At 73.8% G+C, this 14,719-nt stretch carries 2 protein-coding genes; both read right to left on the bottom strand.

Annotated features, from left to right (window positions below; genetic code table 11):
- Positions 1 to 3 precede the first annotated feature (3 nt).
- Positions 4 to 1,293 (bottom strand): MFS transporter, encoded by a 1,290-nt coding sequence (locus ACGF3I_RS09465; RefSeq protein ID WP_393130039.1) that lies wholly within the window; start codon positions 1,291 to 1,293, stop codon positions 4 to 6.
- Positions 1,290 to 14,690, bottom strand: a complete 13,401-nt coding sequence (locus tag ACGF3I_RS09460) for an amino acid adenylation domain-containing protein (protein WP_393130038.1) — start codon at positions 14,688 to 14,690, stop codon at positions 1,290 to 1,292. The genes ACGF3I_RS09465 and ACGF3I_RS09460 overlap by 4 nt, the downstream gene beginning before the upstream one ends.
- Positions 14,691 to 14,719: the final 29 nt, after the last annotated feature.

Genomic DNA, 14,719 nt, shown 5'->3' with positions numbered 1-14,719 from the left:
GGTTCAGCTCTCCTTTCGGGCGGGGAAGTCCCGCAGGCGGCGGATCGGACTGGCGAGCAGGACCCCGGCCGCGCCGAGCAGGACCGCCGCCATGATCCAGATCGTGGGCCGGGTGCCGAGCGTGCTGCCGAGCGCGCCGCCGAGCAGGGCGCCCACCGGGATCGCCCCGTAACCGATGGTCGCGCTGGTGGCGCGGACGCGGCCGAGCAGTTCGGTCGGGCAGTACGTCTGGAAGAAGCTGCCCGCGATGACGTTGCCGGCGATCACTCCGCACACCGCCACGCCCCAGGCCACCGCGCTCAGCGCGATCGGCAACTGCCGTCCGCCCAGCGGCACGAGGAACATGAAGGGCGCGATCACCAGCATGCAGAGCAGCAGGCCCCGGGCGCTCCCGAAGCGGCGGGCGATCCACCCCGCGACGCCCGCGCCGGCCAGGCCCCCGGCGCTGACCACCGCGAACACGGTGCCGACGGATCCCGGCGACAGACCGGCGTCGCGCAGCAGGAACACCGTCTGGACGGCCTGGATGCCGTTGAGGGCGAGGTTGCCCAGCATGCTGAAGCAGGCCAGGGTCCGCAGATAGGGGTCGCCCAGGAGGAAGCGCAGGCCTTCGAGGATCTCCTGGCGCAGCGCACGGCGCGCGGCCGGCGGCGGGGGCTCCTCGTGCACGTCGATCCGGCCGAGGCACAGCGCGGAGACCAGATAGCTCAGGGCGTCCGCGAACAAACCCGTTACCACGCCCAGGAGTTGGGTGACCAGGCCCGCGACACCGGGGCCCGCCACCTCCACCGCCGCCTCGCCGCCGCGCAGCTTGGTGTTCGCCTCCAGGATGTCGGCGGAGTCGACCACGGACGGCAGCAGGGCGCCGTAGGCCGTGCTGAAGAACACCTTGGCGACGCCGGTCAGCAGGGCCACCACCAGGACCTGGGCCACCGTCAGACAGCCCGTCCAGGCGGCCACCGGCACGCTGGCGAACAGCACCATCAGGACGAGGTCGCAGACCAGCATGACCCGGCGCCGGCGCCACCGGTCCACCCAGGCACCGGCCGGCAGTCCGATGAACAGCCACGGCAGCCAGGTGGCCGCCGTCAGGACGCCCATCAGGAGCGGGCTCGCGTCCAGCGTGACCGCCGCCACGAGCGACAGCGAGACGTTGCCGATGGCGGTGCCGAGGCCGCTGACGGTCTCACCGAGCCACAGCCGGCGGAAGTTGGCCGCGCCCCACAGGCCCCAGCGTCCGCGCGGCGCGCTGTCGGGCCCCGCCGGCTTTCGCGGCGCGTACGTCGTGCTCATCGGGTCTCTCCCTGATCCGTCGTGGCCAGCTTCTTGGTGACGGCCTCGGCGACGGCGGCGATCGGGCCGGGCCGGGTCATCGCGCCGTGCGCGCAGGCGATGGTGCGGTGTTCGATCAGGCCGGTCACATGGGGGCGCCAGGCGCTCTCGTACGGCCAGCCCTCGGGCTTGTCGAGCGAGGCACCGATGAACAGGGCGTCGCCGTGGAAGACGCCCGGGCGGTGGGCGTCGAGCAGCACGTGGTGGTCGGCGTAGATGCGGGGCAGCTCGCGGGCGGCCGGTCCGAGCATGGCCTCCAGGGTCGCGAGCCCCTCCTCGGCGTCCGCGCCGTCCTCGTAACCGAGCGAGGCCAGGAGCATGGCGACCGGATCCTCTTCCGCGGCGAGCGGGTCCGGGGCGGCCCCGGGCTCCGCGGCGGGCGTCACCGGGTAGCCGTCGAGCAGCGTCAGGGAGGCGACCTCCTCGCCCTGCTCCTGGAGCAGCACCGCGACGGCGTGGGCGACCACCGCGCCGAACGACCAGCCGAGCAGGTGGTAGGGGCCCGCGGGCTGGACGGAGCGGATCCGCTCCAGGTACGCGGCCGCCATGGCGTCGACGCTGCCGGGCGTGGCGCCCCGCAGGCCCGGCGCCTGCAGCCCGTACACGGGATGGTCCGCCGTCACATGGCGCAGCAGACCCGAGTACACCCAGCTGATGCCGGCCGCCGGATGCACGCAGAAGAGCGCGGCTCCGGCGCCTCCGGTACGCAGCGGGAGCAGCACGTCGAGCGCGTCCTGCGTGCTGTGTTCGCCGTCGAGGTGATGGCTGAGGGCGGCGGGGGTGGGGTGTTCGAAGAGGGTGCGGATGCCGAGGTCGGCGCCGAGGACGGCGCGGATGCGGCTGAGCAGCCGGGTGGCGAGGAGCGAATGTCCGCCGAGGTCGAAGAAGCTGTCGTCGATGGTGGTGGCGGCCAGGCCGAGCGTCTCGGCGAAGAGTTCGGTGAGGACGGTTTCGCGGGGGGTGCGTGGCGGGCGCCCCTGGGTGGGGACGTGGTCGATGGGCGGGAGGGCCTTGCGGTCGAGTTTCCCGTTGACGTTGAGGGGGAGCACGTCGAGGCGGGCGACGGCGCCGGGAACCATGTACCCGGGCAGGTGGTCGGCCGCGTGGCTGCGGGCCTCGGCGGGTTCGGCGGTGCCGGTGATGTAGGCGTTGAGCCGGTCGCCGTCCGCGGTGACGACGGCCTGGGTGATGCCGGGGTGCTGGGTGAGGACGGTCTCGATCTCGCCGAGTTCGATGCGGAAGCCGCGGATCTTGACCTGGTGATCGGTGCGGCCCAGGTATTCGAGGTCGCCGTGACGGGTGCGGCGGGCCAAGTCGCCGGTGCGGTACATGCGTTGGCCCGGGGAGTAGGGGTTGGCGACGAACCGTTCGGCGGTGAGCCCGGGCCGCCCGAGGTAGCCGCGGGCCAGGCCCGTTCCGGCGATGTACAGCTCGCCGGCGACGCCGGGCGGAACGGGTTGCAGCGCGGTGTCCAGGATGTGGATCTGGGTGTTCGCCACCGGCCTCCCGATCACCGGCTTGGTGGTGCCCGCCCCGCCGAGGGTGGCCGCGGTCGACCACACGGTGGTCTCGGTCGGCCCGTACAGGTTGGTGACTTCGGACGACAGCGAGCACATCGTGTCGGCGAGGGCGGGCGGCAGCGCCTCGCCCCCGACCAGCAGTCGCCGTCCGCGGGCCACCGCGGAGTGCTCGGCCAGCAGCGCCTGCCACAGGCTCGGGGTGGCCTGCACCAGGGTGGCCCCGGAGTCCTCGATCAGGGCGGCCAGCGCGCTCGGGTCGCGCACCGTGTCGTCGTCCGCGACGACCACGGCGGCGCCGCTGATGAGCGGCAGGTACATCTCCAGGGCGGAGATGTCGAAGGCGAGCGTGGTCAGCGCCGGCACCCGGTCGTCGGCGTCCAGCGGGAACCGGTCGGCCATCGTGGTGAGGAAGTTGACCAGAGCGCCGTGGGTGACCACGACACCCTTGGGCTTGCCCGTCGAGCCGGAGGTGAAGATCGCGTACGCCGCCTGGTCCGCCGTCACCGCCACCGGCTGCCGGGCCGCACCGGCCGCTCCAGGACCGTCGTGCGCGCCGTGGTCGTGCTGGGCGCCGTGGCCGTGCGGGGCGGGTCCGTCCTGCGCGGCGTCCGGGTCGAGGTCGACGCGGATCACCGGCAGGCCCGGGACGTTCAGGTCGGTCCCGCCGTCGGTGATCAGCAGGGCCGGGGCCGCCTCGCCGAGGATCGCCTCGACGCGCTGCGCCGGCTGGCGCGGGTCGAGCGGTACGTAGGCCGCTCCCGTCCGGTGCACCGCCAGGGCCGCGACCGGGAAGTCCGCCGACCGGGGCAGCGCGATGGCGACGAACCGCTCGGGCCCGGCACCGGCCGCCGCGAGCCGCCGGGCGAGCCGGTCGGCGCGGGCGTCCAGCTCCGCGTAACTGACGACCGTGTCGCCATGGACGACGGCCGGGGCGTGCGGAGTGCGGGCCGCCTGCGCGCCGATCAGATCGGCGACGGTGCCGGGCGGTAGCGCCCGAGCGGTGTCGTTGCCGCGCTCCAGGGCGGCGAGATCGCCGTCGGCCAGCAGGTCGAGCGAACCGATGGGACGGTCCGGGTGCTCCGCCACCTGGTGCAGCAGCCGTCCGAGCGCGGCGAGCAGCTTCTGCGCGGTCTCCTCGTCGAACAGGTCACTGGCGTACTCCAGCGCGCCGTCGAGTCCGACCGGAGCGCCCTGGGCGTCGTGCCGCTCGGCCAGACCGAGCGTGAGGTCGAACTTGGCCACACCGGACTCGTCCACGGGCTCCGGCCGCGCCGTCACACCGGGGAAGTGCAGTTCGGCGGCGGAGGTGTTGTCGAAGGACAGCATGACCTGGAACAGGGGGTGGCGGGCCATGGAGCGTACGGGGTTGAGTTCCTCGACGAGGCGCTCGAAGGGCACGTCCTGGTGGGCGTAGGCGGCGAGGCTGGTGTCGCGCACCCGGGCCAGGAGGTCCACGAAACTGGGACGGCCCGACAGGTCGACGCGCAGCACCAGGGTGTTGGCGAAGAGCCCGACGAGATCGGAGACCGCCTCCTCGGTGCGGCCCGCCACGGGCGAGCCCATGGGGATGTCGTCCCCCGCCCCGTAGCGGCCGAGCAGCGCGGCGAACGCGGCCTGGAACAGCATGAACGGGGTGACGTGGTGCTGCTGCGCCAGCGCGGTGAGCCGCGTGTGCAGCTCTGCGCCGAACTCCCGGCGTACGACGCCGCCCCGGTAGGTGGGTGTGCTGGGGCGGGGCCGGTCGGCGGGGAGTGACAGCTCGTCGGGAAGATCCGCCAACTGGCTTGTCCAATAGGCGAGTTGGTCACTGAGCGAACTGCCGTCGGTGTCGGTGGTGCCGAGCAGCTCGCGCTGCCACAGCGTGTGGTCGGCGTACTGGAGGGGGAGCGGCTGCCAGGTGGGGGCGGTGCCGCTGAGGCGGGCCTGGTAGGCGGTGGCGAGGTCGGTGAACAGCGGGCGCAGGGACCAGCCGTCGCTCGCGATGTGGTGCAGCACCACTACCAGGACGTGCTCGTCGGCGCCCTGCGGGACGAGGTAGGCGTGCAGGGGAATGTCGGTGGCGAGGTGGAACAGGTGCCCGGTCACCTCGGACGGGGGCCGGTGGGTGAGGGAGAGCAGGGGAGCGGGCGGGGCGTCGAGGATCTGCTGGTGCGGGACGCCGTCGAGGGAGGGGTAGACGGTGCGCAGGGCTTCGTGGCGGGTGACGACGTCGCCGAGGGCCGCTTCGAGCGCTGCGGTGTCGAGAGGGCCGTGCAGGCGCAGGGCGAAGGGGATGTTGTAGGTGGCGCTGGGGCCTTCGACCTGGTCGATGAACCACAGGCGCTGCTGGGCGAAGGACAGCGGGAGCAGGTCGGGGCGCTCGGCCGGCGCCAGGGCGGGCCGGCCGGCTGCGGTGGTGAGCCGGTCGGTGAGCTGGGCGACGGTGGGGGCCTGGAAGAGGTCGGCGACGGAGACCTCGGCGCCCAGGACGCCGCGGATGCGGGTGATGAGACGCGTGGCCAGGAGCGAATGCCCGCCCAGCGCGAAGAAGTCGTCGTCGATGCCGACGGACTCCAGATTGAGCACCGAGGCGAACAGGCCGCACAGCACCTCCTCGCGCGGGGTCCGTGCGGCACGGCCCGGGAGGTCGGAGGCGTACACGGGCTCCGGCAGCCGCTTGCGGTCCACCTTGCCGCTGTTGTTCAGGGGCAGGGCCCCCAGGACGACGATCGCGGCGGGGACCATGTACGGGGGCAGCGTGGCGAGGGCGTGCCGGCGTACGCCGTCCGCGAGGGTCCCTTCGGCGAGGCCGCGTTCGGCAGGGCCTCCTGCCGTGGGGCCGGACGGGTCGCCCTGCGGGGTGCAGTACGCCACGAGCCGCTTGTCGCCGCCGTCCTCGCGGACCACGACCACGACCTGGCCGACGCCCTCGTGACCGCTCAACGCGGCCTCGATCTCCCCGAGTTCGATCCGGAAGCCGCGGATCTTGACCTGGTCGTCGGTCCGTCCCCGGAACTCCAGGGCGCCGTCGGCGCGCCGGCGCACCAGGTCGCCGGTGCGGTACATCCGCTCGCCCGCGAGGAAGGGGTGGGCGACGAACCGCTCGGCGGTCAGGGCCGGCCGGCCGAGGTAGCCGCGGGCCAGACCGGCGCCGCTGACGTACAGCTCGCCCGGCACACCCGTCGGGACGGGCTGGAGCCGCTCGTCCAGGACGTACGCCTGCATGTTGTCCAGCGGGCTGCCGATCGGCACCCGTGCCCCGGCCGCGTCCTGCGCGGTGATGGGGTGGAAGGCGGCGAAGGTGGTGGTCTCGGTCGGGCCGTAACCGTTGCCGAGGGCGAGCCCCGGGCAGGCGTCGAGCACCCGGCGCACCGCGGCCGGCGAGGCCGCGTCGCCCCCGGTGGTGAGCGCCCGCAGGCCCGCGAAGGTCTCCGGCGCCTCTTCGGCGACCAGGTCGAACAGGCCCTTGGTCAGCCAGAGCGCCGTGACCCGGTGGCGCTCGATCACCGCGTGCAGCCGCGCCGGGTCGAGGTTCCCGGCCGGTGCGACCACGACGGTCCCCCCGGAGAGCAGCGGCACCCACAGCTCGTACGTCGAGGCGTCGAAGGCGTGCGGCGAGTGCAGCAGGATGCGGTCGTGGGCCCCGCCCTGCCAGCGGTGGTCCGTCGCGAGGGCCACCACGTCGCGGTGGCGGACGGCCACGCCCTTGGGCAGACCCGTCGACCCCGAGGTGTACATCGCGTAGGCCAGCTGGTCCGGGTGCACGGCGGCCGGGACCGGACGGGCCGTGGCCGTCGGCAGTCCGTCCGCCGCCCCGTCCGGACGGACGACGGCGAGTTCGGTGTCGAAGCCCAGCTCGTCGCGGTCGGTCACGAGGACCGCGGCGCCGGTCTCCGCGAGGATCCAGGCGAGCCGCTCGGGCGGCAGCGTGGGGTGCAGCGGGACGTACACACCGCCCGCCTTGAGGACCGCGAGGGTGGCCACGACGACGTCCGCCGAGCGCTCCATCAGCAGCGCCACCGGGGTTTCCCGGCCGACGCCGAGCCCGGCCAGGCGGGCCGCCATCGCGTCCGTACGCTCGTCCAACTCGCGGTAGCTGTAGGAGAGTTCGTCGCCTTCGACGGCGACGGCGTCCGGCGTGCGGGCCGCCTGGGCCGCGAACGCGGCGGTCAGGGTCGGCTCGGTGACCGCGGGGCGCGCGGTGTCGTTGCGGTCGACGAGGAGCAGCCGGCGCTCGTCGTCCCCGAGGATGTCGAGGGCGCCGACGGCGGTGTCCGGGGCGTCGACGGCCGCCGCGAGGAGACGGACCAGGCCGTCGGCGATCCGCTCGGCCGTCCCCGCGTCGAACAGGTCGGCCGCGTAGTCGAGGGCGCCGTCGATGCCGGCCGGGCTGCCGTCCGCGTCGTAGGACTCCTCCATGATGGCGTTGAGGTCGAACTTGGCCGCGCTGGTCCCGGTGGACTCCGCCGTGGTGACGAGCCCCGGCAGCTCCCACGCGGCCTGCTCGTTGTTCTGGAGCACCAGCATGATCTGGAACAGCGGGTGGCGCGCGGTGGACCGGGCCGGGTTCAGCTCCTCGACCAGGCGCTCGAACGGCAGGTCCTGGTGGGCGAAGGCGGCCAGGTCGCTCTCGCGGACCCGGGCCAGGAGGTCGCCGAAGGTGGGATCGCCCGAGGTGTCGGTGCGCAGCACCAGGGTGTTGACGAAGAAGCCGACGAGGTCGTCCAGTGCCTCGTGCGAGCGGCCCGCGACGGCGGTGCCGATCGGCACGTCGGCGCCGCCGCCCAGCCGGGAGACCAGCGCGGCGAGTCCGGCCTGGAGCACCATGAACAGGGTGACGCGGTGGCTCCGCGCCAACGCGAGGAGATCCGCGTGGAGTTGGGCGTCGAGCGTCACGGCGACGCGTCCGGCCCGGTGGCTGGGCGCGGTGGGCCGCACCCGGTCCGCCGCCAGTGCCAGCTCCTCCGGAAGGTCGGCCAACGTGGCGCGCCAGTAGGCGAGTTGGCGGGATATGAGGCTGTCGTCCTGCCGCTCGTCGCCCAGGACCGCGCGCTGCCACAGCGCGTAGTCGGCGTACTGCACCGGCAGCGGCTCCCACTCGGGGGCGCTGCCCGCGCACCGGGCGGTGTACGCGGTGGTGAGGTCGCGCACCAGCGGGCCCGTGGACCAGCCGTCGTCGGCGATGTGGTGGAGGACCAGGAGCAGCAGGTGCTCCTGCGGCCCCGTGCGCAGCAGCGTGGCGCGCACCGGGATGTCCGTGGCCAGGTCGAAGGGGCGGGCCGCGAGGGACTGCGCCAGCGCCGGGGCCTCGTCCTCGGTGCATTCGACGACGTCGAGGGCGAAGCCGGACCGCTCGGCCGGCAGGGCGTGCTGGCACGGCACACCGTCGGTCTCCGTCACGACGGTGCGCAGGCTCTCGTGGCGGGCCACGACGTCGGCGAGTGCCGCGTCCAGGGCCGTGCTGTCGAGGGCGCCGCGCAGGCGCAGTGCGAGGGGCACGTTGTAGAGCGCGCTCGGGCCTTCCATCCGGTCGATCAGCCACAGGCGCTGCTGCGCGAAGGAGAGGGGGACGGCCTCGGGGCGGGGCCCCGCGGTGAGTGCGGGACGGGCCGCGGCGCCGCTGTCGAGCTGGTCGCCCAGACCGGCCGGGGTGGGGTGTTCGAACAGGGTGCGGATGCCGAGGTCGGCGCCGAGGACGGTGCGGACGCGGCTGAGGAGCCTGGTGGCGAGCAGGGAGTGGCCGCCGAGGTCGAAGAATCCGTCGTCGACGGAGACCGAGGACAGCCCGAGCACCTCGGCGAACAGCTCGCACAGGATGCTCTCGCGCGGGGTGCGCGGCGCCCGGCCCGCGCCGGTGCCGGTGAACCGCGGCGCCGGAAGGGCCGCCCGGTCGAGCTTGCCGTTGACGTTCAGGGGCAGCGCGTCGAGCACGGCCACGGCCGACGGGACCATGTAGTTGGGCAGCAGGCCCGCCGCGTAGGCGCGCACGTCGGCGCCCTCGGCGGTGCCGGTGACGTAGGCGGCGAGCCGGCCCTGGTCCGCGATGACGACGGCCTGGGAGACCCCGGGGTGCTGGGTGAGGACGGTCTCGATCTCGCCGAGTTCGATGCGGAAGCCGCGGATCTTGACCTGGTGGTCGGTGCGGCCGAGGTATTCGACGTCGCCGTGGCGGGTGCGGCGGGCCAGGTCACCGGTGCGGTACATGCGTTCGCCGGTGACGAACGGGTCGGCGACGAAGCGCTCCGAGGTGAGCCCGGGCCGTCCGAGGTAGCCCCGGGCCGTGCCGGCGCCGGCGATGTACAGCTCACCGGCGACGCCGGGCGGCACCATGCGCAGCCCCGCGTCCAGGACGTACACCCGGGTGTTGGACACGGGCCGTCCGATGAGCGGCGCCCCGTGCTCGTCGAGTCGTGCGTGCAGCGCGTCGACGGAGTACTCGGTCGGGCCGTACAGGTTGTGCCCGGTGACGCCGGGCGTCTCGCGCAGCGCGGTCCACAGGGCCTGGCCCGCGGCCTCGCCGCCGATCAGGAAGACCGGCAGCCGCCGCGCTTCCAACAGCCCTTCTTCCAGGAGCTGTTCGGCATAGGTGGGCGTGACGTCCATGACGTCGATCCGGGCCTCGGCCGCGTAGCGCACCACCGCGCGGGCGTCCCGGCGCTGGTCGTCGTCCAGCAGGTGCAGTTCGTGCCCCGCGAGCATCCACAGCAGCCCCTCCCACGAGGTGTCGAAGGACAGCGATGCGGTCAGCGCGGCACGGAACCGGCGGCCCGGGTGGGCGCGTTCGGCCTCGGCGATGGTGTGGGTGCGGTGGAAGGCGTAGAGGTTCGCCGCACCGCGGTGCTCGATCACGACGCCCTTGGGCCGCCCGGTGGAGCCCGAGGTGTAGATGACGTACGCGGCGTCGCGCGCACCGGCACGGCGGTCGGGGTTGGTGGCCGGGGCGGCCGGATCGTTCTCGTCGGTGCTCAACAGGCGTACACCGTCCAGGACTTCGGACAGCGGCCAGCGGTCGTGCGTGAGGGCGAGGAACGGCTGCGCGTCGCTCAGCATCTGGGCGATGCGGTCGGCGGGGTAGTCCGCGTCCAGCGGCAGGTAGGCGCCGCCGGCCTTGAGGACGGCCAGGATCGACACCACCGAATCGGCGCACCGCGTGAGCGCGAGCGCCACGATCCGCTCCGGGCCGACGCCGGCGGCGACCAGCCGGTGGGCGAGCCGGTTGGCCCGCTCGTTGAGCTCCTGATAGGTCAGGGTGGCGTCGGCGCTCACCAGGGCGACGGCGTGCGGCGTCCGGGCGGCCTGCGCCTCGAAGATCTCCGGCAACAGGGCCTGGCCGAGGTCGAGTTCGGTCTCGTTCCAGGCCGTGAGGGAGGCGCGGTCGCCGTCGGACAGGAGGTCCAGGGTGTCGAGCGGCCGGGTGGGGGCCGCGGCGACCTCGCGCAGCAGCGCGACCAGACCGGCCGACAGGCGTTCCGCGCTCTCGCGGTCGAACAGGTCGCTCGCGTACTCCAGCGCGCCGTCGAGCCCTGCCGGGGCGCCGTCGGCAGCCGCCCGCTCGGCCAGGTTCAGGGTGAGGTCGAACTGGGAGGAGGCGGTGTCGAGCGGCTCGTCCTCGACGCGGACTCCGGGGAAGCGCAGACCGCCCCCGCCGGTGTTGTTGAACGCCAGCATGACCTGGAACAGCGGGTGGCGGGCCATGGAGCGTACGGGGTTGAGTTCCTCGACGAGGCGCTCGAAGGGCACGTCCTGGTGGGCGTAGGCGGCGAGGCTGGTGTCGCGCACCCGGGCCAGGAGGTCGGTGAAGCTGGGGCGGCCCGACAGGTCGACGCGCAGCACCAGGGTGTTGGTGAAGAAGCCCACGAGGTCCGTCAGGGCTTCCTCGGTGCGGCCCGCCACGGGTGTGCCGAGCGGCACGTCCTCGCCCGCGCCGTAGCGGCCGAGCAGCGCGGCGAACGCGGCCTGGAACAGCATGAACGGGGTGACGTGCTGCTCGCGCGCCAGTTCCGTGAGGCGGCCGTAGAGCTCGCCGTCCAGCGCCAGGGGGACGACGCCGCCCCGGTAGGTGGGTGTGCTGGGGCGGGGCCGGTCGGCGGGGAGCGACAGCTCGTCGGGAAGATCCGCCAACTGGCGTGACCAATAGGCAAGTTGGTCGCCGAGGGGGCTGCTGTCGGAGTCGGTGGCGCCCAGGAGTTCGCGCTGCCACAGGGTGTAGTCGGCGTACTGGAGGGGGAGCGGCTCCCAGGTGGGGGCTGAGCCGGTGAGGCGGGCCTGGTAGGCGGTGGCGAGGTCGGTGAACAGGGGACGCAGGGACCAGCCGTCGCTCGCGATGTGGTGCACGACCAGGACGAGGGTGTGCTCGTCGGCGCCCCGCGGAATGAGGTAGGCGTGCAGGGGGATGTCGGTGGCCAGGTGGAACAGGTGCCCCGTGACGTCGCTCGCGGGCTGATGGGTGACGGTGAGCAGGGGTGCGGGCGGGGCGTCGAGGATCTGCTGGTGCGGGACGCCGTCGAGGGAGGGGAAGACGGTGCGCAGGGCTTCGTGGCGGGTGACGACGTCGCCGAGGGCGGCTTCGAGTGCGGCGGTGTCGAGGGGGCCGTGCAGCCGCAGGGCCAGGGGAATGTTGTAGGTGGCGCTGGGTCCTTCGACCTGGTCGATGAACCACAGGCGCTGCTGGGCGAAGGACAGCGGGAGCAGGTCCGGGCGCTCGGCCGGTGCCAGGGCGGGCCGGTCGGCGGACGCGCTGAGCCGGTCGGTGAGCTGGGCGACGGTGGGGGCCTGGAAGAGGTCGGCGACGGAGACCTCGGTGGTGAGGACGCCGCGGATGCGGGTGATGAGGCGGGTGGCCAGGAGCGAATGCCCGCCCAGGGCGAAGAAGTCGTCGTCGATGCCGACGGACTCCAGATTGAGCACCGAGGCGAACAGGGCGCACACCACCTGCTCCTGCGGGGTGCGGGGGGCCCGGCCCGGGCCGACCCCGCCGAAGTCCGGCGCGGGCAGCGCCTTGCGGTCGACCTTGTCGTTGGCGTTGCGGGGCAGGGCGTCGAGGACGACCACGTGCGGAACCATGTAGCCCGGCAGGACGTCGGCGGCGTGCCGGCGCAGTTCGGACGCCAGGTCCCCGCGCTCGCCCTGCGGGGTGCAGTACGCGACCAGGCGCTTGTCGCCGCCGTCCTCGCGGACCACGACCACGACCTGACCGACGCCCTCGTGCCGTCCCAGAGCCGCCTCGATCTCGCCGAGTTCGATCCGGAAACCGCGGATCTTGACCTGGTCGTCGCCGCGGCCCAGATACTCCAGCAGTCCGTCGGCGCGCCGGCGCACCAGGTCGCCGGTGCGGTACATCCGCTCGCCCGCGAGGTACGGGCAGGCGACGAACCGCTCGGCGGTCAGGGCCGGCCGGCCGAGGTAGCCGCGGGCCAGACCGGCGCCGGCGATGTACAGCTCACCGGGCACACCCGTCGGGACCGGCTGGAGCCGCTCGTCCAGGACGTACACCCGGGTGTCGTCGAGCGGGCCGCCGATCGGTACGCGTCCGGTGGCGAGGTCGGACAGGGCCAGGGTGTGCGCGGTGGCTGCGGTGGTGATCTCGGTGGGGCCGTACAGGTTCTGGACCAGCAGGGCGGGCACGTGCTCAAGGGCGCGCCGCATCATCGTCGCCGAGGCCGCGTCGCCGCCGGTGGCGACCACCCGCAGCCCGGCGAAGGTCTCGGGAGCCTCTTCGGCGACCAGGTCGAACAGGCCCTTGGTGAGGAAGAGCGAGGTGACCCCGTACTCGGCCACGGCGGCGCGCAGCAGACCGGGGTCGACGGCGCCGGCCGGGGCCACCACGACGGTGCCGCCGGACAGGAGCGGCACCCAGAGCTCGTAGGTGGCCGCGTCGAACGCGTGCGGCGAGTGCAGCAGCATCCGGTCGGGCGCGTCGGTGGTGAAGCGGTGGTCGGTGGCGAAGGTGACGACGTCCCGGTGGGTGATGGCCACGCCCTTGGGCAGCCCCGTCGACCCCGAGGTGTACATGACGTACGCGAGCTGCTCCGGGTGGACCTGCGGCAGGACCGCGGCCGGGGCGGGGCAGGGGCCGGCCACCGGCGTGCCGTCCGGGCGCACCACGGGAACGGCCGGGGCGAAGCCGAGGTCGGCGCGGTCGGTGAGCAGCGCCACCGCCCCGGTCTCGCCCAGGACCCAGGCGAGCCGCTCCGGCGGCAGTGCCGCGTGCAGCGGTACGTAGACGCCGCCCGCGCGCAGGATGGCGAGGGTGGCGACGACCACGTCCGCCGAGCGCTCCAGGAGCATGGCCACCGGCGACTCGGTGCGCACGCCCAGCGCGGCCAGGCGCAGCGCCACGTGGTCGACGCGCTCGGCCAGTTCGGCGTAGCTGAGGCGCACGTCTCCCGCGACCAGCGCCACCGCGTCCGGCGTCCGGGCCGCCTGAGCGGCGAACGCCTCCGGCAGCGAGGCCTCGGGCAGGGCCGCCCGCGCGGTGTCGTTCCAGCCGACCAGGATCCGCTCGCGCTCCGCGGGGCCGAGCAGGTCGATGTCCCCGATCCGCAGCTGAGGGGCGGCCGTCACCGAGTCGAGCAGCCGCACCAGTGAGGCGGTGAGCCGCTCCACCGTCTCCCGGTCGAACAGGTCGGCCGCGTACTCGACGGCGCCGGTAAGGCCGTCGGGGGTGCCGTCGGCCGCGAAGCTCTCGGTCATGCCGATGTTCAGGTCGAACTTGGCGACCCGCAGGCCGAGCGGCTCGGACTCCCAGCGCAGGTCCGCCGGGCCGAGTTCGGCCCGCTCGTTGTTCTGCAGCACGAACATCACCTGGAACAGGGGATGACGGGCCAGCGAACGGACCGGGTTGAGCTCTTCGACGAGGCGCTCGAAGGGCACGTCCTCGTGGGCGTGCGCCTGCAGCTGGGTCTCGCGGACCCGGCCCAAGAGTTCGCCGAAGGTCGGGTCGCCCGAGGTGTCGGTGCGCAGCACCAGGGTGTTGACGAAGAACCCGACCAGGTCGTCCAGCGCCTCGTCGGTGCGGCCGGTCACCACCGAACCGATCGGGACGTCGGTGCCGGCGCCCAGACGGGTCAGCAGCGTGGCGAGGCCCGCCTGGAGCACCATGAACAGGGTGACGCGGTGGGCGCGGGCCAGGTCGGCGAGACGCTGGTGGAGCGCCGCGTCGATCCGGAACGCGTACCCGTCGGCGTGCGCGCTCGGCGCGGGCGGTCTGCTGCGGTCGAAGGGCAGCGCCAGTTCTTCGGGCGTACCGGTCAACTGAACGCGCCAGTAGTCGAGTTGACGTGATATCAGGCTCTGCGGGTCCGTGTCGTCGCCGAGCACCTCGCGCTGCCAGCGGGCGTAGTCGGCGTACCGCACCGGCAGCGGCTCCCAGGCCGGGGCCGCCCCCGCGCACCGTGCCGTGTAGGCGGTGGCCAGGTCGCGCAGGAAGGGGCCCTGCGACCAGCCGTCGCCCGCGATGTGGTGGAGCACCACGAGCAGCACGTGCTCCTCGGGTCCGAGCGTGAACACGCTGACCCGCAGCGGCAGTTCACTGCTGAGGTCGAAGGCCCAGGCCGCCGCGGCGTCGCGCAGCGCCGGGTAGCCCTCGGGGTCGGTGGAGCAGTCGACGGTGTCGAAGGCGAGATCCGTGACGGCGGTGGCGGCCGGCACCACCCGCTGCACGGGGACGCCCGCGACGGCCGGGAAGACCGTGCGCAGGGGCTCGTGGCGGGTGACGACGTCCGCGGTCGCCGCCCGCAGTGCGTCCCGGTCCAGTGCGCCGCGCAGGCGCAGGGCGAACGGCAGGTTGTAGAGCGGGCCTGGCCCCTCGATCTGGTCGATCAGCCACAGGCGCTGCTGCGCAAACGAAACCGGGATCACGGATCTGTCCTTACGTCACTGTGCGGGGA

Origin of the sequence: Streptomyces sp. NPDC048111, assembly GCF_043202815.1 — a bacterium.
Classification (GTDB): domain Bacteria; phylum Actinomycetota; class Actinomycetes; order Streptomycetales; family Streptomycetaceae; genus Streptomyces.
The sequence above is the reverse complement of the archived record's forward strand: the minus strand, read 5'-3'. Positions and strand labels throughout refer to the sequence as shown.

What these genes read in the sequence shown, in the direction of transcription:
- ACGF3I_RS09465 (WP_393130039.1), bottom strand. Translation starts at nt 1,293, where the DNA reads ATGAGCACGACGTACGCGCCGCGAAAGCCGGCGGGGCCCGACAGCGCG.